The 25,352-nt window shown below is 75.1% G+C and carries 23 protein-coding genes; 11 read left to right on the top strand and 12 right to left on the bottom strand.

Annotated features, from left to right (window positions below; translation table 11 throughout):
- Positions 1–52 precede the first annotated feature (52 nt).
- Positions 53–2,383 (bottom strand): SCO7613 C-terminal domain-containing membrane protein, encoded by a 2,331-nt coding sequence (locus Sfr03f_RS29195; RefSeq protein WP_108957214.1) that lies wholly within the window; start codon positions 2,381–2,383, stop codon positions 53–55.
- A 174-nt stretch (positions 2,384–2,557) separates the two neighbouring features.
- Between Sfr03f_RS29195 and Sfr03f_RS29190 the strand changes: the two genes are divergently transcribed.
- Positions 2,558–3,145, top strand: coding sequence for a hypothetical protein (locus tag Sfr03f_RS29190; RefSeq protein WP_108957213.1), 588 nt, complete (start codon positions 2,558–2,560; stop codon positions 3,143–3,145).
- Positions 3,146–3,209: 64 nt separating this feature from the next.
- Here the strand turns inward: Sfr03f_RS29190 and Sfr03f_RS29185 are convergent, their stop codons facing one another.
- The gene (locus Sfr03f_RS29185; RefSeq protein WP_108957212.1) at positions 3,210–4,502 is read right to left on the bottom strand and encodes a glycoside hydrolase family 16 protein; all 1,293 of its coding nucleotides are present in this window, start codon (positions 4,500–4,502) and stop codon (positions 3,210–3,212) included.
- A 388-nt stretch (positions 4,503–4,890) separates the two neighbouring features.
- On the opposite strand from Sfr03f_RS29185, the gene Sfr03f_RS29180 reads away from it, so the two are divergent.
- A complete protein-coding gene (locus tag Sfr03f_RS29180; RefSeq protein ID WP_108957211.1) occupies positions 4,891–6,327 on the top strand; it encodes an MFS transporter in 1,437 nt (478 codons plus the stop codon).
- Positions 6,328–6,406: 79 nt separating this feature from the next.
- On the opposite strand, the gene Sfr03f_RS29175 is transcribed toward Sfr03f_RS29180, so the two are convergent.
- Together Sfr03f_RS29175 and Sfr03f_RS29170 are read right to left on the bottom strand one after the other, a co-directional pair.
- Positions 6,407–7,018 (bottom strand): YceI family protein, encoded by a 612-nt coding sequence (locus Sfr03f_RS29175; protein ID WP_245967831.1) that lies wholly within the window; start codon positions 7,016–7,018, stop codon positions 6,407–6,409.
- Between the two features lie 451 nt (positions 7,019–7,469).
- Positions 7,470–8,333 (bottom strand): helix-turn-helix domain-containing protein, encoded by an 864-nt coding sequence (locus tag Sfr03f_RS29170; protein ID WP_108957209.1) that lies wholly within the window; start codon positions 8,331–8,333, stop codon positions 7,470–7,472.
- A gap of 102 nt (positions 8,334–8,435) precedes the next feature.
- On the opposite strand from Sfr03f_RS29170, the gene Sfr03f_RS29165 reads away from it, so the two are divergent.
- Both Sfr03f_RS29165 and Sfr03f_RS29160 read left to right on the top strand, forming a co-directional pair.
- Positions 8,436–9,962, top strand: coding sequence for an MFS transporter (locus Sfr03f_RS29165; protein ID WP_108957208.1), 1,527 nt, complete (start codon positions 8,436–8,438; stop codon positions 9,960–9,962).
- A gap of 379 nt (positions 9,963–10,341) precedes the next feature.
- Entirely contained in the window at positions 10,342–11,382 is a 1,041-nt protein-coding gene (locus Sfr03f_RS29160; protein WP_170145182.1) for a hypothetical protein, read from the top strand.
- Positions 11,383–11,462: 80 nt separating this feature from the next.
- On the opposite strand, the gene Sfr03f_RS29155 is transcribed toward Sfr03f_RS29160, so the two are convergent.
- Positions 11,463–12,224: a ZIP family metal transporter gene (locus Sfr03f_RS29155; protein ID WP_170145181.1), complete on the bottom strand. Its 762-nt coding sequence runs from the start codon at positions 12,222–12,224 to the stop codon at positions 11,463–11,465.
- 84 nt (positions 12,225–12,308) lie between these two features.
- Entirely contained in the window at positions 12,309–12,767 is a 459-nt protein-coding gene (locus tag Sfr03f_RS29150) for a VOC family protein (protein WP_218028192.1), read from the bottom strand.
- 115 nt (positions 12,768–12,882) lie between these two features.
- On the opposite strand from Sfr03f_RS29150, the gene Sfr03f_RS29145 reads away from it, so the two are divergent.
- On the top strand, positions 12,883–13,455 hold the full coding sequence (locus Sfr03f_RS29145) for a hypothetical protein (protein WP_108957205.1): 573 nt from the start codon (positions 12,883–12,885) through the stop codon (positions 13,453–13,455).
- Between the two features lie 164 nt (positions 13,456–13,619).
- Here the strand turns inward: Sfr03f_RS29145 and Sfr03f_RS29140 are convergent, their stop codons facing one another.
- Together Sfr03f_RS29140 and Sfr03f_RS29135 are read right to left on the bottom strand one after the other, a co-directional pair.
- Positions 13,620–13,835, bottom strand: a complete 216-nt coding sequence (locus tag Sfr03f_RS29140) for a DUF4177 domain-containing protein (RefSeq protein WP_108957204.1) — start codon at positions 13,833–13,835, stop codon at positions 13,620–13,622.
- Between the two features lie 244 nt (positions 13,836–14,079).
- Complete coding sequence (locus Sfr03f_RS29135; protein ID WP_108957203.1) at positions 14,080–14,511, bottom strand: DUF5997 family protein; 432 nt, start codon at positions 14,509–14,511, stop codon at positions 14,080–14,082.
- Positions 14,512–14,570: 59 nt separating this feature from the next.
- On the opposite strand from Sfr03f_RS29135, the gene Sfr03f_RS29130 reads away from it, so the two are divergent.
- Entirely contained in the window at positions 14,571–15,350 is a 780-nt protein-coding gene (locus Sfr03f_RS29130) for a LysR family transcriptional regulator substrate-binding protein (protein WP_108957202.1), read from the top strand.
- Positions 15,351–15,518: 168 nt separating this feature from the next.
- Here the strand turns inward: Sfr03f_RS29130 and Sfr03f_RS29125 are convergent, their stop codons facing one another.
- The gene (locus tag Sfr03f_RS29125; protein WP_108957201.1) at positions 15,519–15,998 is read right to left on the bottom strand and encodes an Lrp/AsnC family transcriptional regulator; all 480 of its coding nucleotides are present in this window, start codon (positions 15,996–15,998) and stop codon (positions 15,519–15,521) included.
- Positions 15,999–16,158: 160 nt separating this feature from the next.
- Between Sfr03f_RS29125 and Sfr03f_RS29120 the strand changes: the two genes are divergently transcribed.
- Both Sfr03f_RS29120 and Sfr03f_RS29115 read left to right on the top strand, forming a co-directional pair.
- Entirely contained in the window at positions 16,159–17,799 is a 1,641-nt protein-coding gene (locus Sfr03f_RS29120) for an FUSC family protein (protein WP_372514319.1), read from the top strand.
- 550 nt (positions 17,800–18,349) lie between these two features.
- A complete protein-coding gene (locus Sfr03f_RS29115) occupies positions 18,350–19,387 on the top strand; it encodes a lactonase family protein (RefSeq protein WP_108957235.1) in 1,038 nt (345 codons plus the stop codon).
- Between the two features lie 117 nt (positions 19,388–19,504).
- Here Sfr03f_RS29115 and Sfr03f_RS29110 read toward each other — a convergent pair whose 3' ends face one another.
- Positions 19,505–20,425 carry a sirohydrochlorin chelatase gene (locus Sfr03f_RS29110; RefSeq protein ID WP_108957199.1) on the bottom strand — a complete coding sequence of 307 codons (921 nt, stop codon included), beginning with the start codon at positions 20,423–20,425 and terminating at the stop codon, positions 19,505–19,507.
- 442 nt (positions 20,426–20,867) lie between these two features.
- A complete protein-coding gene (locus tag Sfr03f_RS29105; RefSeq protein WP_108957198.1) occupies positions 20,868–21,863 on the bottom strand; it encodes a BadF/BadG/BcrA/BcrD ATPase family protein in 996 nt (331 codons plus the stop codon).
- Between the two features lie 162 nt (positions 21,864–22,025).
- On the opposite strand from Sfr03f_RS29105, the gene Sfr03f_RS29100 reads away from it, so the two are divergent.
- The 3 genes from Sfr03f_RS29100 (at position 22,026) to Sfr03f_RS29090 (ending at position 24,062) form a co-directional block, all read left to right on the top strand.
- Positions 22,026–22,703 carry a uracil-DNA glycosylase gene (locus tag Sfr03f_RS29100; RefSeq protein ID WP_108957197.1) on the top strand — a complete coding sequence of 226 codons (678 nt, stop codon included), beginning with the start codon at positions 22,026–22,028 and terminating at the stop codon, positions 22,701–22,703.
- 391 nt (positions 22,704–23,094) lie between these two features.
- Entirely contained in the window at positions 23,095–23,490 is a 396-nt protein-coding gene (locus tag Sfr03f_RS29095) for a hypothetical protein (RefSeq protein ID WP_245967824.1), read from the top strand.
- A complete protein-coding gene (locus tag Sfr03f_RS29090; RefSeq protein WP_245967830.1) occupies positions 23,400–24,062 on the top strand; it encodes a COG4315 family predicted lipoprotein in 663 nt (220 codons plus the stop codon). Before Sfr03f_RS29095 ends, Sfr03f_RS29090 begins: the two co-directional genes overlap by 91 nt.
- 61 nt (positions 24,063–24,123) lie before the next feature.
- Here the strand turns inward: Sfr03f_RS29090 and Sfr03f_RS29085 are convergent, their stop codons facing one another.
- Positions 24,124–25,212: a WD40/YVTN/BNR-like repeat-containing protein gene (locus Sfr03f_RS29085; protein WP_108957233.1), complete on the bottom strand. Its 1,089-nt coding sequence runs from the start codon at positions 25,210–25,212 to the stop codon at positions 24,124–24,126.
- Between the last annotated feature and the right edge of the window lie 140 nt (positions 25,213–25,352).

The raw sequence follows: 25,352 nt of genomic DNA, 5'->3' as shown, positions 1-25,352 counted from the left end.
CCGTGGCACCGGCGTTCCCGGCGCCACGGCCCGCCGCCGTCCTCCGGCCCGCTCAGCCCATCCGCCGCAGGGCCTGACGGGCCCGGCGCGCGTCACGCAGCCGCCGTTCGTAGGTGGTGCCCAGCAGGAGCAGCACCAGGCCGGCCGCCGCCGGGGGAGCCCAGCGGGGGAGGGCGCCGAGGGCCTGGACGAGGTAGGGCGCGAGCTCGTGCAGGGCGTCCAGCACCAGCACCGCGCCGCCCAGCACCAGGGGCGCCTGCAGACGTCGCACCGCTCCGGCCACGGTGACGGCGAGAGCCGCCGTGCCGAGCAGCAGCGGCCGCGTCCAGTGCGGGTCCGCCCAGGCGACGACCAGGCTGGGCAGCAGGGCCACGGCCAGACCGGGGGCGTAGGCCGACCAGGACGACACCGAGGCGTCCCGGCGACGCCGCACCCCGCCCAGGACCAGCACGGGCAGCGCGGCCGGCAGCGCGTACGCCTCCGGGGCGGACACCTCCCAGGCCGCCAGCCGGACCCACGCGGCGAGCACGAACAGCACGGTCGCGAGGTGGGCCACCGGGCGGCGGCCGGGACGCAGCGCGGTCGCCCCGGCGATCACCCCGGACAACGCCAGGGTCAGGGCCAGCACCGGCGGATCGAACGCCGTGAACAGCAGCGCGCACCCTGCGACCACCGCCCCGGTGACGTCCACCGCGAGCGCCGAGGGCCCCGCCCACAGCGGCCGCGACGCGATCAGCGCCGCGACCGCCGGCACCGCGAGCAGCAGCAGACCGGCCGTGGACGCCTCCCAGTCGCGCAGAGCGGCGACCGCCACGACCAGCAGCGCAGCGTGGACCAGGGCGGCCGGCAGCCCGGCCCGGCCGAGCGGGCGGCGCGCCCAGGAAGCCGCCGCGAACAGCGCGACCAGCACCGGCTGCACCACCAGGGGGGCCGCCTCCGTCCGCCCCGACGACAGCGCCACCCCGGCCGAGGCGACCAGGGCCACCACCAGTGCGGTCCACGGGCCGTCCGCGGTCCGCCGGGCGGCCTCCAGGGCCCCCGCGACCACCAGCACCTGGACGGTGAGGCCGGCCCCGCGGGGCAGCTCGGCCACCAGGGGCAGCGCGTACAGCACGGCGGCGCCCAGCACCAGCGCCGCCCGTCGGCCCCGCGCCTGCCACACCGCGTCCGGGCCCGCCGCCAGGAGCGCCGCCGCGAGCACCGCGAGCACGACCGAGGCCGGCAGCCCGTACGGGAACTCCAGCGGCGCGAGCGGCCGCAGCAGCGCGACGACGGGCAGCGGCAGCGCCCACAGCAGCGCCGCCCCCGCCACCGCGGCCGAGGCCCACACCGCCCCACGGCGCAGCACCTCTGGCAGCCGCGTCCGCGTCAGGCCGAGAAGCGCCGACGCGCAGGCCAGGTAACCGGGCACCGCCCACTCCCAGGGCAGCGCGGGCCGGACCACGCCGCCCGCGGCGGCGACCGCGAGCAGGCCCGCGGCCACCGCCGCCGCCATGGCACCCGCGCTCGCCCGCAGCCGCCGGGCCACCGCCGCGGCGATCAGCGCCGCGAAGGCCAGCAGGAGGCTCGCCGTGACCGCCGCACGGGCGCCGTCGGCCGAGACCGACAGCCACAGCGCGCAGGGCACGGCCGTCGCTCCCTCCAGGCAGGCCCCGACGCCCGCCGTCCACCGCACCGGCGGGCGCAGCGGCGAGAGCGCGGCCGCGGCGCCGAGGGCGGACGTGGCCAGCAGCGCCGCGACGAGCGGCTCGAGCGTGCCACCGCCCGCGTCCGACGCCCACAACGGCAGCGCGAGCTGCGCGACGGCGGCCGCGGCCGGCCACGGGCCGCGCAGTTCACGGAAGAGCCATCCGTAGCCTGTCCACAGCGCCGCCAGCAGCGCGCAGGCCGTCGCCGCGTAGGCCGCCACCGGCGCGTCCGGCAGGGCCACCCGGTACAGGGCGTAGGCGTCGAGCACGGTCAGCGTCATGCCGAGCCCGGCCAGCGACTCCGCCGTCGCCCGCAGCCCGCGTCGCAGCAGCGGCACGGGTGAGGCCAGCACCACGGTGGTGAGGGCGCCCAGTACCACGGCCCGGCCGCCGATGCCCAGCGAGCCCCACGCCACCACGGTGAACACCAGCGAGGCGATGCCGAGCAGCAGTCCGCCCAGCAGCAGGAGCAGGTTCTGCACGTCGGGACCGGACGCCTCGCTCCGTGGCGCCCGCCGCGGGGACGAAGTCTGCGCCCAGGGCGCGGGGGAGGGCGCCGGGGCGTTCGCCGCCCACAGCGCGCCGACCAGCCAACCGCGGCGGGCCAGCAGCTGTGCGCGCCGCGCGTCCAGGGACCGCAACTCGGCGTCGATGAGCCGCAGCTCCTCGGCCGGCGGAGGTGGTGGTGTCGTCATACCGGCACCATGACGGCGAAGCGGCCCCACGCACATGAGTGCGGATACTCAGAACCGGTACTCACCCGCTCCCGCCGACGGGGGAGGGGTGCCGTGGAGGAGACGGAGGCGACAGGTACGGTTTTGTCGGACGCTTGTCTTCTTCGAGCGCTGTCGTGTCAGGAAGGGAAACACATGGACGTCGGACTCAAGCGTGAGCTCGAGCGGAAGGTGCGGGCCGGCGAGCGCCTGACCCGGGAGGACGGCATCGCGCTGTACGAGTCGGACGACATGGCCTGGCTGGGCGCGCTGGCCCACGAGGCGCGCACCGCGCGTCACGGCGACGTGGCCTGGTTCGACGGCGCCGGGGCCGGCGGCGGTCTGGCCTTCGGTGTCGGCGGGCGGCGCGAGCGTGCCGCCGACGTCGACGCGATGCTGCGGCTGCGCGAGGAGTGGGACGGGAGCGAGCAGGCAGCCGTCCCGACCGGGGACCGGTCCCTGTCCGGCCTCGAGGTCCTCAAGACCTACGCGGTGGCCCGGCTGGTGCTGGACAACGTGCCGCACCTGAAGGTGTTCCGCGCGACCTACGGCGACCGCACCGCCCAGCTGGCGCTGCAGCACGGCGCCGACGAGATCGACGGTCCGGCGGGTGACGAGGTCGTGGAGCTCGTGCAGGACGCCGGATTCCGTCCCCTCCAGCACGACGGCGCCTACACGGTCGTCCGCGAGTTCGACGGCCCCGACCCCGCGCGGCGCGACCAGCCGCAGGCGATGCGGCTCTGACCCGGTACGACACGGGGCGGTGAGGCCGGACTCCGGCCGCACCGCCCCGTGTCGTGTGCGGTCGTCAGCCGACGGTCCACTTCTGGTTGGCGCCGCCCGTGCAGGTCCAGATCTGCAGGCGGGTGCCGTCGGCCGAGGAGTTGCCCTTGGCGTCCAGGCACTTGCCGGAGCCCGTGTTGGTCAGGTCGCGGGCCGCGGTGTACGTCCACTTCTGCGCGTTGGTGCCGTTGCAGGTCCACAGCTGCACCACGGCGCCGTCGGCCGTCGAGCCGCCCGAGACGTCCAGGCACTTGCCCAGGGCGCGCACCGTGCCGTCACCGGGGAAGCTCCACTGCTGGGCCGCGTTCCCCGTGCAGTTGTGCAGCTGGATCGGCGTGCCGTCGGCGGTCGCGGCCCCCGCCACGTCCACGCACATGCCGCCGATGCCGCGGATGGGGCCCGAGGTGGGCGTGGTCCCGCCGTCCGAGGTGGAGACGCGGACGTAGTCGATCGTCATGGTCTGCGGGAAGCTGGTGGAACCGTCCGGGCTGCCGGGCCAGTTGCCGCCCACCGCCAGGTTGAGGATCAGGAAGAACGGGTGGTCGAAGACCCACCGGTCGCCGCCCAGGTCCGCCGGGGTCCGCGTCTGGTAGGCGTTGCCGTCGACGTACCAGGTGATCGAGTTGGGGCTCCAGTTCACGGCGAAGGTGTGGAAGCCGTCGGCGAACGCCTGCCCGCCGGGCAGGGTGTAACCGGCGCCGATGCCCTCACCGCCGGAGTAACCCGGACCGTGCAGCGTGCCGTGCACGGTGCCCGGCTCGCGGCCGATGTTCTCCATGATGTCGATCTCGCCGCTGTTGGGCCAGCCCGCGCTGCCCAGGTCGTTGCCGAGCATCCAGAACGCCGGCCAGATGCCCTGCCCGCGCGGAATCTTGATCCGGGCCTCGAACCGGCCGTACGCCTGGGTGAAGGTGCGGGCCGTGTTGAGGCGTGCCGACGTGTACTGGCAGCTGCCGTACCAGCACTGCAGCCCGGTGTCGGTGTTCTTGCGGGCCGTGATGACGAGGTTGCCGTTGCCGTCCAGAGCCGCGTTGTTCCGGCTGTTGGTGTAGTACTGCAGCTCGTTGTTGCCGTTGCCCGTACCGCCGGTCTCCAGCGTCCACTTCGCGGGGTCGGGGGCGCTGCCTGCGGCACCGTTGAACTCGTCCGCCCAAGTCTGCGCGGCGGCCGCCGAGGCCGCTCGGTCGGGGGCGGTCGCCGCGGCGGCGCGCGGGGCGCCCGCCCCCTGCGCGACCAGCAGCGCGGCCGCGAGGACGGCGACGAGCAGGAGCGTGAGCGTGGTGACGGGCAGTCGTCTCGTCGAGCGTGCAACTGTCATGGCGTGTACGTCCCTTGAGCGTGGGGGAGGGGGCCTGTGCGCACGTGCCGATCGGAGCGGTCGCCCGTGGGTGGGACGGAGCCGCTCCGCTTGTCATCCCAGATGGTATGGACCATGTGGGGTGCGGCCAATGGTGCGTGCGACGAAGAACCGGCCCCGCGCGGAACATGGCCGGATCCGGCCAGCGGCCCGGGCGGGCCCGGCGACGACCCTCCGGCGGCCTTCCGTCGGCTTTTCGGCTTTTCGGCGTTCCTCCGGTGGGTCGCGCACCGGAGCGAAAGCCGCATCGCGAACCTTCCGCCCGCCGCCGTGACGATCAATGGGCCGGTTCGTCCGGGAAGTGGGACGGACCCTGTTCCACGGCACGGCCGGTGCTTAGCCTCTGCGCATGACACACGAGACACCCGCGGAGGAGAAGCCGGTGCGCGGGAATGCGCCGGCCGGAGCCTCCGGTGCGCGGCGGGGGACCGCCTCCATCGAGGGCGCGGCGAGCGGAGGCGCGGTGAAGGCCTCCACCGGTGCCCTGTTGCGCTACTCGGCCGGGTCGCTCGGGATGGGCGTCTGGATCACCGTGCCCGGCATGCTGCTGCTCTACTTCATGACCGACACCCTGGGTGTCGGTCCCGCCCTCGCCGGCGTCACGCTGCTGATCCCCAAGGTCGTCGACGCGGTGGCCCACCCCGCGCTCGGGACCTGGTCGGACCGTGAGGCGAGGCGTCACGGGCACCGCCGGCGGATGCTCAGCGTGGGCCTTGCCCTGGCGTTCGCGCTCACCGCCCTGTTCACCGTGCCCTCCGGGCTCTCCGGCGTCGGCGCGGCGCTCTGGGTCGGCGTGACGTACACGGCGGGCAACCTGCTGTTCGCCTGCTTCCAGGTCCCCTACGTCACGACCCCCACCGAACTGCGGGTCGGCTACCACGAACGTACCCGCGTCTTCATGTTCCGGATGGCCGCGCTCACCGTCGGCCTGCTGGCCACCGGCGTCGCGGCGCCGGCCCTGGTGGCCTCCGGGGAACGCGACGCGTACTCCCGCGCGGCGATGATGCTGGCCGCCTTCATGATCGTCACCGGCCTGGTCGCGGTGCGCGGGGTGCGCCGCCTCACCGAGGAGTGCGGCACCCTGCCGCCTCCCGACGAGGGCCACTCCGTCCTCGCCGACGTCCGCACCGCACTGCGGGACCGGGACTTCCGCCCGCTGCTCCTCGCCTACCTCGTCACCAGCACCACCACCCACCTGTTCCTGGCGGCGGTGCCCTACTACACGGCGTACATCCTGGGCGACGAGAAGCTGACCTCCGTGCTGATGGGCGCCTTCCTCGGCCCCGCCGTCCTGGTCGGCCCGCTCTGGCAGGCGCTGTCCCGCCGCCACGGCAAACAGCGCGCCCTGATGACCGCGCAGGCGCTGTTCCTGGCCGGCTGCCTCGGCCTCTGGCCGGCCGGCGAGCTGGGCGCCGCGGCCACGGTCGCCCTGGCCGTCCTGCTGGGCGTCGCCTTCGCCGGTCTCCAGCTGCTCTCCTTCAGCATGCTGTCCGACGCCGTCGCCGCCGCCGAGGCACGGGGCGGCACCCGCGCGGGCGCCTACTCCGGCATCTGGACCGCCACCGACGCGACCGGGACGGCGCTGGGCCCCTACCTCTACGCCCTCGCACTCGCCGTCGGCGGCTGCGTGGCCACCACCGAGGGCACCGCGCCGCAGCCGCAGCGCGCGCTGGACCTGCTGCTGATCGGCTTCACGGCGCTTCCCGCCGCCCTGATGGCACTGGCCCTGTTCTTCCAGCGCCGCTGCCGCCTCGACGAGCGGGGGCGACCGGAAACGGTCGCCTGATCGGGGCATGACATGCAGACGACCGCAGGGGCGCCGAAGGCCCTGCGGTCACCTGCGCGGTCACGCCTTCGCGGGCACGTCACAGGGCGGGCGCCGAGCGGATCGCCGCGATGTCGAACTGCAGCCGCACCTTCTCGCTCACCATGGCGCCGCCCTCCGCCAGCCTGCTGTCGTAGGTCAGGCCCCAGTCCGAACGGTTGATGGTGGTGGTGCCGTCGAATCCGGCCCGCTGGTAGCCGAACGGGTCGGTCACGTTGCCGATGTAGGTCAGCTCCAGCGTCACCGGCCGGGTGACGTCCTTGATGGTGAGGTCCCCGGTCATCAGGAAGACGTCGCCGCCGGCCGTCTCCACGGAGGTGCTGACGAACCGCATCGTGGGGTAGTTGGCGGAGTCGAGGAAGTCGCGCCCGATCAGGTGCGCGTCGCGCTGCTCCACCCCGGTGTCCACGCTGCCCGTGTTGATCACGATCTCGGCCTGGGAGCGGGTCGGCTTGGTGCCGTGGAAGAACAGGCGGCTGCTGTACTCCCGGAAGCACCCCCGGACCGTTGTCACCATGGCGTGCCGCACGGAGAAGCCGACCCGGCTGTGGGCCGGGTCGACGAACCACTCGCCGGTCAGCGAGGCGAGGTCGGGGTCGAAGGGGGCCACCTGCGCGAAGGCCGATCTGGCCTCGACGGCGGGATCCGTCACGGCGAGGGTCTCCGGACGGCCGGGGGCCGCGGTTCGCTTGAACAGACTCACACTTCACCTGTTTATTCGCTCGGGACTGCACGCACGACTGCGGGATCTTAATTCAGAGGCCCACATTCCGGCACCGTATGCAGGCGGGCGCAAAATCCCCACACATTCCGCACGGGCTGAACCTGATACCCGCTCATGGCGATCCCATGCGTCCCGCATGCGATGTACGGAAGGCGTGGGAAACCTGCCTGTTCAGGGCTGTGCACGGTAGTCGCTCCCCGGTGCGGGCGCGGCATCGGTGGCAGGTGAAACAGGTCACTGGCGCAGAGATTCCCTCACGGTCACCCACCGAAGAGGGGAAGTCGATTACCGCCGGTTACCGAGATATCCGGGAGATGCTCCGGCAATTTCCCGAAGTGGTGACGGAAGCTCGATTGCCCTGCATTGCGCCCGAATTGCGTCAGCCCGTCCCCCGGCACAGCAGACTGAGCGCGTCGGCCGACGCGGAGCCCGGTTCGGCGGTGTGGGTCAGCAGGCGCCGACCGTCGCCGTCCGGCAGGTGCAGCACCTCGTAGTGGAGTTCCAGACGGCCCACGTGAGGATGGTGGAGCCGCTTGGTGCCGCTGGAGCACAGCCGGACGTCGTGCCGCGCCCACAGGGCGGCGAACTCCTGGCTGCGGATGGACAGCTCTCCGATCAGCTCGGCGAGCGGGCGGTCGTCCGGGCGGTGGGCGGCCGAGTAGCGCAGCGAGGAGACGGCCAGCGCGGCCTCCTCGTCCCAGTCGCGGTACAGCTCACGGGTGTGCGCGTCCAGGAACAGCATGCGCAGCAGGTTGGGGCGGGCGTCGGGGTCGTCCGGCGCGGCGGGATCGAGGTGCCCGGCGAGCAGGGCGTGGCCCAGCGGGTTCCACGCCAGCACGTCGTTGCGCCGGCCCAGCAGCAGGGCGGGCACCGTGGGCATGGACGCCAGCAGGCGGACCGCCCCCTGGCCCGGGCTCTCCACCGGGTCGGGGCGACGGGCCGCCGGGACCGGCCGGACCAACGCGAACAGGTGCGCGCGCTCGTCGGCGTCCAGGCGCAGCGCACGGGCGAGCGCCTCGACGACGGCGTCCCCGGCGTTCACCGACTGCCCCTGCTCGAGCCGCGTGTAGTAGTTCACCGAAATCCCGGCCAGCTGGGCCAGCTCCTCCCGGCGCAGCCCCGGGACCCGCCGAGCACCCCAGGTGGTCAGCCCCGCCGCCTCCGGGGTCACGGCGGCGCGTCGGGTCCGCAGGAAGTGGCCGAGGCCGCCGGCGCCCTTGTCGTGCTCTGTGCGAGAAGACATGGCTCCAGTATCGGAGCGGCCCGGACGACGTGCCTGCCCCTGTCAGTGGTACCAAGGAGCGGGATCTGGCTGCGCCCAGGCGGCGGACGCAGGCTCGGAGCCATGACCACCACCGACACCACCGACACCGGCGAAGCCCTGCGGACCGCCGGGAGCGCCCGAGCCCTGCGCGGTGCGGGCGCCCGGACCGCCGGCCCGCGGCACCAGCAGCCGGCCGGCCCCGGTCTGCGGGACCGGCTCGCCCTCCTCGTCCTGCTGACCGCGAGCTTCACGCTCGCCGTCGACTTCTCGATCCTCAACGTCGCCCTGCCACGCATCGGTTCCGACCTGGGCTTCGCCCTCGCCGACCTGCAGTGGATCGCGACCTCCTTCGCCCTGTGCGCCGCCGGGTTCACGCTGTTCTTCGGCCGCTGCGCCGACCTGTTCGGCCGTCGGCGGCAGTTCCTCGCCGGGATCGCCCTGCTGGGGCTGGCCTCGCTCGTCGGCGGACTCGCGGACACCCCGTGGCTGCTGCTCACCGCACGCGTCGCGCAGGGAGTGGCGACCGCCGCCGTCACCCCGGCCGCCCTGTCGCTGCTGACCACCTCGTTCCCCGAAGGACCGCTGCGCGAGCGGGCGCTCGGCCTCAACGGCGCGCTGATGGCGGCGGGCTTCACCACGGGCGCCGTCCTCGGCGGACTGCTGACCGACCTGATCAGCTGGCGCTGGGCCTTCCACGTCAACGTGGTCGTGGCCGTGGTGGTGCTGGCGGTCGGCCCGGCCGTGCTGCGGGAAGGACGGACCGAGCAGCGTTCCCGGCTCGACCTGCCGGGCGCCGTCACGGTCACGCTCGCACTGATCGCGCTCGTCCTCGGCCTCACCCGGGCGGGCGAGAGGTCCTGGACCGACCCCGGCTGCTGGGCCGCCCTCGCCGCCGCGTCCGTGCTGCTCGCGCTCTTCGTCCGGATCGAGAACCGGGTCGCCCGCCCGCTGCTGCCGCCGCGCCTGCTGACCCGCCGGTCCGTGGGCTGGGGGAACCTCGCCGGGACGCTGGCCTTCGCCACCGAGACGACCCTGGTCTTCCTGCTGACCCTGTACCTCCAGGAGGTGCGCGGTTTCACCCCGCTCCAGGCGGGCCTGACCTTCGCCGTCCTCGGGGCGGGCACGGTGGCCGGCGGTCTGGCGGGCCCGCGGATCATCGCCCGGATCGGCGGCACGCGCACGGTGGTCGCCGGGTTCACGCTGCAGGCCGCGGCGACGGCCCCGCTGCTCCTGCTCGGACACCTGCCCGGCTGGTTCGGCGTGCTGCTGGCGGCGACCTTCGTGGGTGGAGCGGCCAACCTGGTGGCCATCGTCGGCTTCATGGTGACGGCCACCTCCGGCCTCCCCGACGGCGAGCAGGGCGTGGCGACCGGTCTGGCGACGATGAGCCAGCAGGTGGGCATCACCCTCGGCACGCCGGTGATGTCCACGGTGGTCACCCTGGCCGCCGCGGGATCGACCGCGGGCGTGGAGCGCGGAGTGACGGCGGCGATCGCGCTGAACGCCCTGCTGTGCGGGGGCGCCGCCCTGTTGTTCGGCTTCGCGCTGCCGCGGACACGCGCCGTCCGGCAGCGGGGGAGGCAGGACCTGGAGCCGTCGGCGCGCTGACCGACCAGCACCCACCGCCCCCGGCCGGCCGATCCGGAGCCGCCGCCGGGGGCGGCGGCGTGTCGTTACGCCGGCTCCCCGCCCCGAGTCGTACCGGATCCCATCCGGCCGAACAATCGGAGACCGGGCCCGTCGCCGCGGAGGACCGGGCCCGTCGCCGCGGAGGACCGGGCCCGTCGCCGCGGAGGACCGGGCCCGTCGCCGCGGAGGACCGGGCCCGCATCCCCCGACGCACGAGGCACGACACATGAGGCCCGCGGCCACGACGCCCGAGACGCGCGGCCACGACGGCCGAGGCATGAGGCCACGACGCCCGAGGCGCGACACCCGACCTACGACTCACCACTCACCACTGACGACCCGAGTGAGGAACACCCCGATGTCCGCACCCTCCGACGAGGCCCCCGGCCCGCCGCCCCCGGCCTCCCCGACGTCGCCGTCGCCGTCGCCGGGAGCCCTGCGCCGCAGGCTGACCGTCCTCGTGCTGGAACTGACGGTCCTGGTCGTCGCCATGCTCGCGGCCTTCGCCCTGCCCGCCGTCAACGGCGGTCCGCGCGAGATCCCGATCGGCGTCGCCGGACCGGCGTCCACCGCGGAGCGGCTCGAGAAGGCGACCGCCGACACGGAGTGGCAGGTCACCCGTTTCGACGACGTCGAGGAGCTGACCACCGCGGTCCAACACCGGGAGATCGTCGGCGGCATCACCGTCACCCCCACGGGCGTGACGCTCTACCGGGCCGGCGCGGCCGGTCCGCAGGCCGCGGCCGCGCTGACCGCGCTGGCCACGGGCGCGGCCGGGCGTCAGCACGCCGAGCTCACCGTCAAGGACCTGGCGCCCTTCCCGGAGGGCGACCCGCGCGGGGCCGGATTCGCCGCCGCGGCCCTGCCGATGGTGTTCGGCGGCATCGTCCCGGCCGCCGCCCTGGCCCGGCTCTTCCCCGGCCGGCCGCGATACCGCCTCGCGGGCGGCGTGCTGTTCTCCCTCACGGCGGGCTTCGCGGTGACCGCGGTGCTCCAGTACGGCATCGGCTCGCTGTCGGGCCACTACGGGACGACCGCGCTCGGCCTGTCCCTGGGCATCGCGGCCCTGGCCTTCACGCTCCTGGGACTGGAGGCGGTGTTCGGGCTGCCCGGCCTGGTCGTCGGCGCGGCACTGATGATGCTGCTCGCCAACCCGCTCTCCGGCCTCGTCACCGGCCCGCACTGGCTCCCGGGCGGCTGGGCCGACGTCGGACAGCTCCTGCCGCCCGGCGCCTCCGGCAGCCTGCTGCGCGCCAACGCCTTCTTCCACGGCATCAACGCCCTGGGCCCGGCACTCGTCCTCGCCTGCTGGGTCCTGCTCGGAGTCACCCTCCTCCTCACCGGCGGCCGGATCCGAGCCCGCCGGGCGGAGCGGGCACGGCGGGACACCGCCGTCTGAACCCCTCCCGGCCACCGCTGCCGTCGGCGCCGGGGAGCGGGGGAGCGGCTGCCGTCCGGGCCGGCCCCGGCCGGGCGGCCTCACGCGTGCGAGAGACCGAAGGACACCAGGAAGCCGCAGACCGTCACCAGACCGATGGCGAGGTGCGCGTCCTCGAAGGCCTCCGGGATCATCGTGTCCGCGACCATCGCCAGGATCGCCCCGGCGGCCACCGCCGTCACCGCCGCGATCACGGCGGGGGAGAACGCGCCCACCACCGTGTACCCGAGCACCGCCGACACCGTGCTGGCCGCCGCGATCGCGCCCCACACGCCGAAGACGAACCCCTTGCTCCGGCCCGCCTTGCGCATGCCCGCCGAACTCGACAGCCCCTCCGGCACGTTGCTGATGAACACCGCGACCACCGTGACCAGGCTGACCGCCCCGCCGTCCAGCAGGCTGACGCCGATCACCGCGGACTCGGGCACCCCGTCCAGCAGCGCGCCCAGGGCCAGCGCGGTGCCGGAGCCGCCCTGCTCCTGCTCCGAGGGCTGCCGGTGCGCCGCGTGCCGCCCCGACCGCTTCCGGTGCCGCGCTCCCCGGCGTGCCAGCCAGAGGTTGCCCAGGGTGTACGCCAGCGCGCCGACCAGCGTCCCGAAGGCCGCCGGAGCCAGCCCCGCCTGGTCGTAGGCCTCGCCCACCAGCTCGAAGGAGACCGCGGAGAGCAGCACGCCGGCGCCGAAGGCCATCACCGTGGCGATCACCTTCGGCGGCACCCGCACCCCGAAGCCGACCACCGCCCCCAGCAACAGCGCCGATCCGGCCACGAACCCCCAGAGCCCCGCCTCCACCACTTCAGCCATAAGGCACCTCCTACCCGAAGGTCCGCGGACGAGCCCGCCCGGCCGACGGCTTTCACGCGCCCGGTGGATTCACCGCGGGTACGGTCACGGACCCGCGTCCGCCTCCCCGAACCCGATCAGGGCGCCCCGGGCGTCGAACCGGGCGGTGCGCGCCCAGGCGAGCTCCCAGCGGTTTCCCTCCGGATCGGCGACGTAGGCGGAACGGCCGCCCCACTCCCGGTCCGTGGGCTCCGCGACCGGCAGCGCGCCGGCGTCCACGGCGGCGCGGAAGGCGGCGTCCACGTCCTCGCGGCGGTCCAGGTTGCAGGCGAGCGTCACACCCGACCAGCCCGGCGCCGGGCGCGGCGCGCCGGGGGCGGACTCGGCGGCCAGGTCGTCGAGCGGGTACAGGGCGAGCAGCACGCCGCCCAGCAGGAAGCCCGCCCAGGCGTCGTCGCTCCCGGGCGCCTCCTCCCAGCCGAGGCCGCGGTAGAAGCGCCGGAGCGCCGGCAGGTCACGGGCGCCGAGGGTCAGCACGGACAGACGTGCGGGAAGTCGGGACACGGCGGGAGGCTAACGCACCGGTAGGACACCGGCACCTGACTCCGTGTCACCCGTGTCGGTGACCCGGCCGCGTGGTGCGGTGCGCGCACTGGGCCGAACGGAGCAAGGTGGCAGCGTGATCCGAACCCGGCAGCTGGCCCTCGCCCTCATCGCCCCCTTCCTGGTCACCGGTTGCGTCGCCGTGACGCCCGACGCGCCCCGCCCGCCGCGCGACGCCGCCACGGCCACCGTCAGCCGTCCGGCGGCCGAGCGGAGCGCGCCACCTCAGGACCGGGGCGAGCTGGTCGAGAGCGGCGAGCGCAAGCGCCGTGCGACGGAGGACCGGACGAAGGACCAGGAGAAGGAGCAGGAGAAGGGCCGGGAGAAGGCGGGCGGACGGAGCCGCGCCGGTGAAGGGACGCGGGTGCGGACGCAGGGGCGGGGTGAACCCGCCGCGGGCAGGCCCGCGCCCCGGGCCGAGATCCGGTCCGGGGCGCCGGGAGCGCGACGGCCCGCCCTCGGGCGGCCCCGGGCGAAGGCGGAGCGGCCGAGGGCCCAGCTGCGTCCCGTGCCGCCCCGGCCCCGGCGGCACGGCGGACACGGGTCCGGCGGCCGTGGGGGGTTCCGGATGGGCGAGTGGTGCCGGCAGGCCCGCGGGGTGGCCTCCTCGGACGTCGTGTCCCTGTGCCACCGGGCGTACGGGCACTGACGCCCGCCCTCCGGCAGTGCCGGCAGCGCCGTGCGGGTGCCCCGCTCGAGCTCCGGCCGTGCGGGTGCCCCGCTCGCGCCTCGGCCGTGCGGATGTCCCGGCCGCCGTCGTGCCGGTGCGGGCCGCCGCCGGGGAGGGGCGGCGGCCGGCGGTCGCGCGAGGCGTCAGACGCGCGGGCGCTCCAGGGTCAGCAGCAGGCCCTCGACCGCGCCGGGACCTATGCGGCCCTTCACGTCGGCGGACGTGATCGTCTTCAGGCGCCAGCCCTCCTCGGCGTGCTTGTTGAGGGTCTTCTCCAGCTTGTCGCCGTCCAGCGCGTCGCCGATCAGCGACTCACGGAAGGTGACGACCTTGTACTCGTACACGGTGGGCGTGCTCATGCGGGGGTGCCTCCAGGCGGCGTTCGTCGGCGCGGGCCGACATGATCGATCCGACAGGGGCACAGCCAACCACCTCCCGCCCCGCGGCGCGACGCCCTCGGACTCCTCCCTCGCAGGTGACGGCGTACGACGCCCGCGAACGACGGCGTGCGGCGACGCGTGGGGGCGACGGCGTGCGGCGACGGCGGAGGGGCCGGCCCGCACGGCGGCGCGACCGGCCCCTCGGCCGAGCCGGGCAGGCGGCTCAGCGGCCGGCGTTCTCGCGCCCGGCGTCGCTCCCGGCCTTGGCCGCCTTCGCGGCCTTCTCGGCGTGCAGCTGCTTGACGCGCTCCTGCTCCTTGCGGACGTCGGCCTGGAGGGCCTGCTCCCGCTCCAGCCACTCGGGGCGCTCGTCGCGCAGCGCGTCGATCTGCTCGGTGGTCAGCGCCTCGGTGATGCCGGCGCGGGCCAGGCCGGAGGCGGAGACGCCCAGCCGCGCCGCGACGACCTGACGGGGGTGCGGGCCGTTGCGCCGCAGCTCCCGCAGCCACTCGGGCGGGTCGGCCTGGAGCTGGTTCAGCTCGGCGCGCGAGACGACGCCCTCCCGGAACTCGGCGGGCGTGGCCTCGAGGTACACACCCAGCTTCTTCGCCGCGGTCGCGGGCTTCATCGTCTGGGTGCTCTGGTGCGACTTCATACCGCCAAGCGTAACGACCGCGCGGAGCGCCTCCGACCACGCCGGGTAGCCTGGGCCGGGTGACAGACTCCGCCGCATCCCCCGTCTTCCGGCTCGCCTACGTACCGGGAGCCACGCCCGCCAAGTGGGTGCGGATCTGGAACGAACGTTTCCCCGGCACCCCGCTCGAACTGACGCCGGTGGAGGCGCACGAGGCCCAGGAGCTGCTGCGCACCGGCGGCGCGGACGCCGGACTGGTCCGCCTCCCCGTCGACCGCGACGTGTTCAGCGCCATCCCGCTCTACACCGAGACGACGGTGGCCGTGGTCCCCAAGGATCACCTGATCACCGCCGCGGAGGAGATCTCCGTCGAGGACCTCGCCGAGGAGGTCGTCCTGCACCCGCTGGACGACGTGCTCGGCTGGGAGCGGCCACCGGGCGAGGAGGCCTTCGAACGGCCGGCCACCACCGGGGACGCGATCGAGCTGGTCGCGGCGAACATCGGCGTGCTGATCGTGCCGCAGTCCCTGGCCCGCCTCCACCACCGGCGCGACCTCACCTACCGGACCGTCACCGACGCGCCGCAGTCGGAGGTGGCGCTGGCCTGGCCGCAGGACGCCACCACGGACGCGGTGGACGACTTCGTGGGCGTGGTGCGGGGGCGCACCGCCAACAGCACCCGGGGACGGCGGGCCGCCGAGCCCGAGCGGAAGCAGGAGCCCGCCCGCGCGGCCCGCAAGGCCCCGCAGGGCGGCAGGCAGAAGCCGCAGGGCGGCGGCGGGCGGGGCAACCGCTCCGCCGCGGCCGGCGGCAAGGGCGGCGCCCCGCGCCGCGGCGGCAGGCCCAAGCGGCGGGGCTGATCGCAGGCCCGAGCGGCGGGGCTGATCGCAGGCCCGAGCGGCGGGGCTGATCGCAGGCCCGAGCGGCGGGGCTGACCGCAGGCCCGAGCGGTGGGGCTGATCGCAGGCCCCCGGGTCCGAGGGGTGCGGCGCGGACCCGTGGCGAGGGCCGCGCCCGTGCCGCTCGGCTCAGGGGGAGGCGACCGCGCGGCCCACGGACTCCACCAGCGGCAGCAGGCGGTACGGCACGCGCTCGCGCAACGCCACCTCCGTGCGGGTGCGGACCACCCCGGGGAGGCTGATCAGCTTCTGGATCACGTCCTCCAGGTGGCCGTTGTCCCGCGCCACCACACGGGTGAGCAGATCCCCGCCACCCGTGATGGAGAAGGCCTCGACGATCTCCGGCACCGCCGCCAGCTCGTCACCCACCTCGTCCAGGTGCCCCTGGGTCACCTCGATGTGGACGAACGCCAGCACCGGGTGCCCCAGCGCGGCGGGCGACAGCGCCGGTCCGGTCCCCGTGATCACCCCCCGCCGCTCCAGCTGGTCCAGCCGGGCCTGCAGGGTGCCCCGGGCCACCCCGAGGATGCGCGCGTACTCACGCGCGCTGGTGCGCGGCTGCTCCAGCAGCAGCCGCAGGATGCGGGTGTCGAGCTCGTCCACGGACATGGCCGCCGACTGTAGCAACGGGCCGGTCGCCCGCCTTTGCGCCGGGGTGCCCGAAAGGTGGTCCGATGGCCCTCTCCCGGCCGAAGTCCGCCCTTGGCCATTGTGCCAATGGCCCGGTGTTCCGGAGGTCGTTTGAGCCATCGGCATCCTTCGTGGTGAAATGGTCGAGTCAATGGCGCTGCGGGTCTCCGCGGCGTCTTTTTTGTGCCGCTTTTCATGGCGCCGGTTCGGCCGGGCACCGCGGGACGGCGTCGAGGAGGGTGAGACCTTGGTCCTGACACAGAGGAAGCCGTGGGCGCGGGCTTTCGTGCCGCCGGCCGACCCCGGGCTGGTCCGGCTGCGCTTCGCCTCGCGGGGCGTGCTCGGCATCGCCGCGGCCGTCGCGGCCTGCGGGCTGATCGGCCAGGACATCGCCGGCCTGGCGACCGGCGGGCTGGCCGCCCTGCTGGTGCTGTTCACCGTCACCGACCCGACGGTGCGCGGCCAGGCCGTCACGGTCGCGCTCCAGCCGCTGGTGGGGCTGCCCGTGCTGGCCGCCGCAGCGCTGCTGCACGGGCGTCCGGTGACCGGTGGCCTGGTCTTCGTGGCGATCGGCGGCCTCGGCGTGTACGCGCGCCGCTGGGGACCGCGCGGCCACACCTTGGGCGCCTTCGCCTTCATGTGCTTCTTCGTGGCCCAGTTCGGCCGTGTCACGCCCGCGACGCTGCCGTCCCTCTGCGTCGCCGTCCTGGTCTCCGTCGCCGTCGCGGCCGTGGTCCGGTTCGGCCTGTGGTGCTACGAGCGCCGCCTTCCGCAGCCCGTCCCGCCGACGCCGCCGGCCGGTGGCACCGGTCTGCGCCGCATCACCACCCGGCAGGCCGTGCAGGTGACCGCCGGCTGCCTCTTCTCGCTCCCGGTGGGCCACCTGCTCTCGCACGAGCGGTGGTACTGGGCCGTCGGCGCGACCTGGTGGATCTTCGTCAACGTCACCTCCCGCGGTGAGACCGCCGTCCGCGGTTTCCGCCGGGTGCTGGGCACCTGCCTGGGCGCGCTCCTCGGCCTCGTCCTCACCCTGCCGCTGCACGGGGCGCCGGTCCCCTCGGCGGTCGTCGCGGCCGTCGCCGTCTTCGGCATCTTCTACACGGCGCAGACCTCCTACACCTGGATGATGCTGTCGGTGACGGTCCTCGCCCAGGCCCTCTACGGGCTGGCCGGGCTGCTCGACGGCCACCTGCTGGTGCTGCGGGTGGCCGAGACGCTGGCCGGCGCGGCCGGCGCCTGGCTGGCCGTGCTGCTGGTGCTGCCGGTCACCACCCACGCCTTCAACGACGCGTGGATCCGGCGCGCCGTGCGGTGCGTGCACGCCTGCACCACCGAGGCCGCGGCGCGGCTGGCCGGCCACCCCGGCGCGGATCCGGCACCCCGGGTGGCCGAGCTCGAGGCGCTGCTGGCGCAGGTGCGCAAGACCGTCGCCCCGCTGGTGCACCCCCTGTACCTGGGCCGGGAGCGCCGGGAGCGGGCCCGGCAGGTGCTGGTGCTGCTCGACGAGTGCGCCCGCGAGGTCCGCGCGCTGGTGTCGGTGGCCGCCGACCCCGAGGCCTCGCACGACGCCCGGCTGGCCGCCGCGTGCTGGCGGGTGGAGGCGGCCGTCGAGGCGCTCACCGGGCCGGCCGCCGGACGGTTGGTGGAAACCGGGCGGCGGGAGGCGGTCGCGGAGGGGGCGCTGGCCCACCTGCACGGCGTGGAGCGGGCCCTGGTCGCCCTGGCCGAGCCGCTGCGGGCCTCCATGCCCGCCGGGGCCGCCACGCCGGCCCGCGTCTGACGGGCCCCGAGGGGCGCCCCGCGGCGCTCAGTGGGCGGGAGCCCGGCCGCGGCCCATGGGCGGAGCCCGTCGCCTCCCGTTGGCGAGAGCCTGTCCTGCCCTGTGGGTGGGTGCCGTCCGCGGTCCATGGGCGGAGCCTGTCGTACGCGTCGGTGGGTGCCGTCCGCGGTCTACTGGCTGAGCCCGCCGTGCCCCCTGGGCGGGAGCCGTCCGCGGTCCGTCGAGGAAGCTCGTCGCGCCCCGTGGGCGGAAGCCCGCCGCACCCCGTGGGCGGGAGCCTACGGCGTTCCTTGGGCGGAAGCCCGCCGCGGTCCTTGGTCGGGAGCCGGCCGGGGTCTTTGGGCGGGAGCCCGTAGCGCCCCTCGGCTGGGGCGGCGACATCCGGGGAAGTGTGCCGGATTTGGTCTAGGCCAATCGCCGCCGACTGCTACCGTCACAGGGACCGGCGCACCGGCGGACCGCTGACCCGCCCGGCACAGCAGACGGGCACGGCAAACGGGCACGGCAAACGGGTGCGGCACACGGGCACGGCGGCGAGAGGGGACCAGTGGTGACGGACGGCGGCGGGGCGCGGGGGTCCAGGGCGTACATCGGGTCCTTCACCGCGGCCGGAGGCCCCGGCCTGGTCACCGCCGACCGCGACCCGCGTACGGGGGCGCTCACCCTCACCGGCGCCTGCGACGACCTTCCCGACCCGTCCTACCTGGCCCTGTCCGAGGACGGCGGCGTGCTCTACGCGGTGAGCGAGACCGCCCGGGGCGCCGTGGCCGCCTACCGCGTCACCGGAGAGTTCCCCGTCCGTCTCGGGCCGCCCGTGCCGGTCGGTGGGAGCGGTCCCACCCACCTGGGTCTCGTCGCCGGCCAGGTGCTCACCGCCAACTACAGTTCCGGCAGCGTCTCCGCACTGCGGACCCGCCCCGACGGCGGCCTGCGGCGGGCCCCCGCCGCCGTACTGGCACACACCGGATCCGGTCCCTCCAGCCTGCGTCAGCAGGGACCGCACGCCCACCAGGTGCAGCCCGACCCCACCTGCCGCTGGGCGGTCAGCGTCGACCTCGGCACCGACTCCGTGCGGGTCTGCGCGGTCGGGGAGGACGGCCTCCGGGTGCACCGGGAGATCAAGATGCGCCCCGGTTCCGGGCCCCGCCACCTGGCCTTCCACCCGGACGGCGACCGCGCCTACGTGGTCAACGAACTGACCCCCACCGTCACCGTCTGCCGCTGGAGTGCCGCGCAGGGGCTGCTGGAGCCGCTCCGCGAGCTCGGCGTGCTGGAAGGGCCGCCCGAGGGCGACGCGTACCCCTCGGGCGTCGTGGCGTCCGCCGACGGCCGGTCCGTGTGGACCGCGACCCGCGGGGCGGACCTGATCTCGGTGTTCGCCGTCGACGGGGAGACCCTGTGCCTGCGGGCCACCGTGCCCTGCGGGGGGCACTGGCCCCGCGCCCTCACCGCCTGCGGACGTTTCCTCTACGTGGCCAACGAGCGCTCGGGCGACGTCACCTGGTTCGAGACCGACCCCGCCACCGGCGTGCCGGAGCGGCGCGGATCGGTCGCGGTCCCGGCCGCCTCCTGCGTGGTCGTCGCCTGAAGGCGGCCAGGACGCGCGACGGCCGCGGGCCCCGCTCCCGGATCCCTGAGGGATCGAGGAACGGGGCCCGCGGCCGTCGTCGTGCCGACTGCCACCGGTCTCCGCAGGACCGGCGGCTCAGCGGACCGGCATGCCCTGGGGCTGCTGGGGCGCGATGCCCAGGGCGGTCGTGTACTTGGCGAGGGCCAGCTTGCCGACGGCCGGGTAGGCGCCCAGCGGCTCGGAGGCCGGGCAGCCGGCCTCCTGCGCGGCGGCCTCCAGCAGCTCCGGCTGGACCTCGGGACCGATCAGGTACGGGGCGAGCGCGAGCTGCTGCGAACCCGCGTTGCGCAGCTGCTCGGTCACGGAGGCGAGGGAACCCTCCTGGTCCAGCGCCGCCGCCATGACCGGCACGGCGAGCCGCGCGGCCAGCAGCATGCCGGTGATCCCGGCCGCCTGGACGGCCTCCTCGCCGCCCACGGTCGCCAGGACGATGCCGTCGGCGGCCGTGTGCACGGTGAACAGGCGGGCGCGGTCGGCGCGGGCGTGACCGGCTTCCGACAGCCGCACGTGCAGCGCCTCGGCCAGCAGCGGGTGCGGGCCCAGCGCGTCGGTCAGGTCGGCGGCGACCCGGCTGTCCATGACCGCCTGGCGCACCTGGCGCAGCAGGGCGCTGTCCGGGCCGGCCAGCAGCGGCACCACGACGGCCACCGGGCCGTCGGGCTCCTGCACGTCCGAGCCGGCGGCGCGCGCCAGCTCGAAGCGCGCGGTCCGCTCCTCGGCGGCGCGCGCCAGGACGGACTGCAGGGTGGGGAATTCCTCGTCGTCCCCGTCCAGGTAACCGATGCGCCCGTCCAGGCCGGGCAGCTCGGAGCGCGCGATGCTCACGACCTCCTCGGCGAGGCTGCGGGTCGCGGTGCTCGGGGTGCCGGGCACCGCGAGCACCAGCGCGGGCGCGCCCTCGGGGGCAGCCAAGGGCTCAGGCCGGCGGTGCCGGCCGGGCTGGCGGGGTCGCGGCATTCGTACAGGCAGGCCTGCGGGCCCAGTGGGGGAGCTCATGGTGCCGCATGCTAGTGGCTCCAGGGGCTCCTCTGTTCGGGGAGGGGGCGGGTGAGCGGTATCCGTCCGCATTTGTCCGTCCGGCGGTGTGACAAGCGGAATGGTTTTGTTCACTCCGGGCGCGCACCGTGCGGGCTCCGTGCCGCGCGGTGACGGGCCTCGCGAGCAGGGGCTGGGGGTGAGTGCGCCGGCGTCCGGACCTGCCTGACGCCGCATCATACGGAGGCCGCTGTCGCCGTCCGCCGGGGGAGTGGCCGCCCGTGCGGACGGGGCGCGACCTCCGCCGGATCCTCACCTCGGCCCGGTGGGGTCGACGGGGCAAGAAGGGGGATTTGTCGACTTGTGGCCGCTGATCGGCAATTGTGCCCCAGGTGCCGCCGGATCCCGCGCATGCCGGCCCTCTCGCAGCGGGTACGCCCGAGGTGGTGACGGGTCCGACCGTTCAGGCCGGGGTGACGTGCAGCAGGCGCCGGTCGTGGGGCAGGGTCAGGTCGCCGAGGGCGAGTCCCGACGCCAGGCGGAAGGCGCCCAGCAAGGGGTCGCCCTCGGGGGCCACCCGGCGGGCGTGCGGGAGGGCCTTCGCCAGCTCCTCCTCCAGTGGCGCCAGCAGCGCTTCCCCGAGGCCGAGCAGACCGCCCGTCACCGACACCGCGGCATCGCCCCCGTCGGGACAGACCGCGGCCGCCGCGCCGGCCATGTGCCGGGCGGCCTCCCGCAGGATCTCCTCCGCCACCGCGTCCTCGCGCGCACAGGCGGACACCTCGGGCGCGAACGAGGCCAGCACCGCGGGCCGGTCGCTCCGCGGGTACAGGGCCTGCGGCCAGCCGTCCGCCGGGCCGAGCAGGACCTGCCCCCGTTCCAGGAGGGCGGCGGATCCGCCCGGACGGCCGTCATGGGCCCGCAGCGCGGCCTCCAGGCCGGCCCGGCCGATCCACGCGCCGCCTCCGCAGTCGCCCAGCAGATGACCCCAGCCGTCCGCCCGCCGCCAGGACACGAGATCGGTGCCGGTGGCGGTCAGTCCCGTCCCGGCCGCCACCACGGCGCCCGGACGCGCGCCCAGGGCCCCGACGTATGCCGTCACCGCGTCCGAGGACAACGCGACGCCCGCCCACGCGTCCCCGCCGCCGAACCGCGCCGTCAGGGCAGCGGGCACTTCGGCCCGCCAGGCGTCGCCGAGCGAGGCGAACCCCGCCGCGCCCACCGCGACCGCCTCCGGCGCCCCGAACCCGGCCTCGGCCAGCGCCGCATCGGCGAGCGGGGCCAGCAACTCCAGCAGGTGGGCCGGATCGAGTCCCCGCGGTCCCGTCCGCACCGGCTCCCGGCCCGCACGCCGGACCACCGGTCCGCTCGTCGGGGTGCCCACGGCGACCCGCAGCCCCGAGCCGCCGGAGTCCACCGCCAGCAGCACCCGCTCCCGCGGCCCGGTCGGTTCGACCATGGGACGGCACACGTTCCCCTCCTCAGCCAGGACCGGCCGCACGAGCCGCCGGCCAGGGCCGGTGCTCTCGACGAGGACGAAGACTAGCGCCGCGGGGGGTCTTCGTGGGCGGGCTTCAGCAGGTGCGGGGGATGTCGGTGGAGGCCAGTAGGGTGACGCGCTGTGGCACCAAGACCTCTACATGAACTCGTTGAACCGGGCTGGGCGAAGGCCCTGGAACCGGTGGCCGACCGCATCGCCGCGATGGGCGACTTCCTGCGGGCCGAGATCGCGGCCGGCCGGACCTACCTGCCGTCCGGGGCGAACGTCCTGCGGGCGTTCCAGCAGCCCTTCGACGACGTCCGCGTCCTGATCGTGGGTCAGGATCCCTACCCCACACCGGGCATGGCGATCGGGCTGAGCTTCGCGGTCTCGCCGGAGGTGCGTAACCTCCCCGGGAGTCTGGAGAACATCTTCCGGGAGATGCACTCCGACCTCGGACTGCCCCGGCCGTCGAACGGTGATCTGACGCCGTGGACCCGGCAGGGCGTCCTGCTGCTCAACAGGGCTCTCACCACCGCCCCGCGCAAGCCGGGCGCGCACCGCGGCCAGGGCTGGGAAGAGGTGACGGAGCAGGCGATCCGGGCGCTCGCCGCGCGCGGCAAGCCGCTGGTGTCGGTCCTGTGGGGACGCGACGCGCGCAACCTGCGGCCCCTGCTGGGCGACCTCCCGGCGATCGAGTCCGCCCATCCGTCCCCGATGTCCGCCGATCGTGGCTTCTTCGGCTCACGTCCGTTCAGCCGGGTGAACGACCTGCTGCTCCGGCAGGGCGCGGAGCAGGTGGACTGGCGCCTGCCGTAGGCCCGGGGCCCGCCGCTTCCTGCTGCGGCTCCGGCCCTGACCGACCGCCCGCCCGCCCGGCTGCCGGTGACCGGGCGGGCGCCGTGCTGTCCGGGACGTGAGCGAGCAGGCGCTGCCCGGTGACCCCGCGGCGCCGCGGCCCCTCCGGCGTCGTCGCGCGCTGGTCCGTCCGGACGCCCACGGGTCGCCGGAAAGCGTGGAACCCGTTCCCGCCCGCCCGCGTACGCCCCGTCCGCGCGGAATCTCGCGCTGCACTGTTCCCCGCGGGTGTCCCCGCACCGTTCCTTGCGGGCGTCCCCGTGTCCGCACCGGTCGCCCTCCCTGCCGTCCGTCCTCACGAGAGGGGCGTCTGCCGATGCCGCAGGGCGCACACCGCCGGTCCCCGTCCCGCGTGCCCGGACCGCTCGAGCTGCTGACGCGAGTCGTGGCGGCGGCGGGGCTGGCCGTGGACGCCTACCTCCACGTCGACCTCGCGTCCACCTACGACGCCGGCGCGGCCACCGTCAGCCAGGGCACGCTCTTCCGCGTCGAGGCCGTGCTGGCGGCACTGGCCGCGCTGGTGGTGCTGTTCTTCCGCAGCCGCCTCCTCCGCGCGTACGCCTTCCTGGTCGCGGCCGGCGGACTCGCGGCCGTGCTGCTCTACCGCTACGTCGACGTCGGGGCGTTCGGGCCGTTTCCGGACATGTACGAGCCCGTCTGGTACACGAAGAAGGTGGTCAGCGCAGCCGCCCAGGCCGTGGCCACGGTGGCGACAGCCGTACTCCTCGCCCTTCCCCGACGGCGCTGACGCCCGCAGAGATCACCGCCCTTCACCTCCCCTGGAGATCCCGTGGAAAAGCTTTCCGGACCGGTCCGCGTCCTCGCGGTGGTCGCCCCGACGGCCCTCACCATCGGCGGCTGCTCGAAGGGAGGCTCGGGCACCCCGCGCCGGACAAGGCCAAGCGTTCCTCGCCCACCGCCTCACCCACATCCGCCACGGGTGGCGCGGCCGGTCTGACCCTGCGCACCGCAGGCGACCTCGGCAAGATCCTCGCCGACGGTAAGGGCCGCACCCTGTACCTCTTCGAGGCGGACACGTCGGCGAAGTCGACCTGCGACGGCGCCTGCGCGGGCGTCTGGCCTCCGTCGACCACGCAGGGCGCGCCGAAGGCCGGGCCGGGTGTCGACGCCTCGAAGCTGAGCACCACGACCCGCGACGACGGCAAGAAGCAGGTCGTCTACAACGGCCACCCGCTCTACTCCTACAAGGGCGACGGCGCGGCCGGAGACACCAACGGCCAAGGCCTCGACCAGTTCGGCGCGAAGTGGTACGTCCTCGACGCCTCCGGCAAGAAGATCGACAAGGAGCGCACCGACTGAACTCCGCGACGGCGAGGGAGCGGGCGGTGTTTCCGCCCGTGCGGGGAGGCCCGGGCGCGGGTCAGCCGACGACGGCGGCGCGGACACAGAGCACGTCCGGCAGGTGCGCGGCCAGCTGCCGCCAGCTCTCGCCCTCGTCCGCGGAGGCGTAGACCTCGCCGTTGCGGGTGCCGAAGTACACGCCCGCCGGGTCGGCGTCGTCGGTGCAGAGGGCGTCGCGGAGCACCACCCCGTAGTGGTCCTCGTCGGGCAGCCCCGCCGACAGCGGCTCCCAGCTGCCGCCGCCGTCCGAGGTGCGGAAGACCCGCAGGCGGCGCCCGGCCGGGACCCGGTCGGAGTCGGCGTTGACCGGGAAGAGGTAGGCCGTGTCGCCGCGGTGCGGATGGGCGGCGACGGCGAAACCGAAGGTGGTCGGCAGAGTGTCGCCGATGTCCGTCCAGGACCCGCCCCCGTCGTCGCTGCGGTAGACGCCCCAGTGGTTCTGCAGGTACAGCCGCTCCGGGTCGGCGGCGTCCCGGGAGATCTTGTGGACGCACTGCCCGAACTCCGGGTCCGGGTCCGGCAGGAAGACCGCCGAGACGCCGGAGTTGGACGGCGACCAGCTCGCGCCGCCGTCCGCGCTGCGGAAGACGCCCGCGGCGGACACCGCCACGGTGAGGGCGGCCGCGTCGCGGGCGTCGGTGAGGATGGTGTGCAGCCCCTCGCCGCCTCCGCCGGGCGCCCAGCGCGAGCGGGTGGGATGCTCCCACAGCGGACGCACCAGGGTGAAGCTCTCGCCACGGTCCTCCGAACGGAACAGCGCGGCGGGCTCGGTGCCGGCGTACACCACGCCGGGTTCGGCGGCGGACGGGTGCAACTGCCAGACGCGCTCCAGGGACGCGCCGGTGTCCTCGGGGAACCGCACGGCGGGGCGGGCCGGTTCGGTCCAGGTGCGGCCCAGGTCGTCGGAGTGGAACACCGACGGCCCCCAGTGGGAACTCACACCACCGACCAGGATCCGGGGCGCGGGGCCGCGGGTGTCCAGGGCCACCGAGTGGACGGCCTGCGCGTTGAAGTGCGGATCGGGGTCGAACTCCCAGTCGCCGCCGGACCGGCGGCGGCCGAGGAACAGGCCCTTGTTCGTGCCTACGGCGAGCAGTACGTCGGCCATGCCGGCCACCTCTCAGGACGTCGTCGTCCGGATGGGAGTGATGCGGTCACGGCCAGTCTGCATGCAGCCACCGACAACGCCCCGTAGCGACGGCGACACCGCAGGTAGGCATCCCGGTCCCGCCCGCCGTCCGGCGGACT

Origin of the sequence: Streptomyces fragilis (assembly GCF_003112515.1) — a bacterium.
GTDB classification, from domain to species: domain Bacteria; phylum Actinomycetota; class Actinomycetes; order Streptomycetales; family Streptomycetaceae; genus Streptomyces; species Streptomyces fragilis.
The sequence above is the reverse complement of the archived record's forward strand: the minus strand, read 5'-3'. Positions and strand labels throughout refer to the sequence as shown.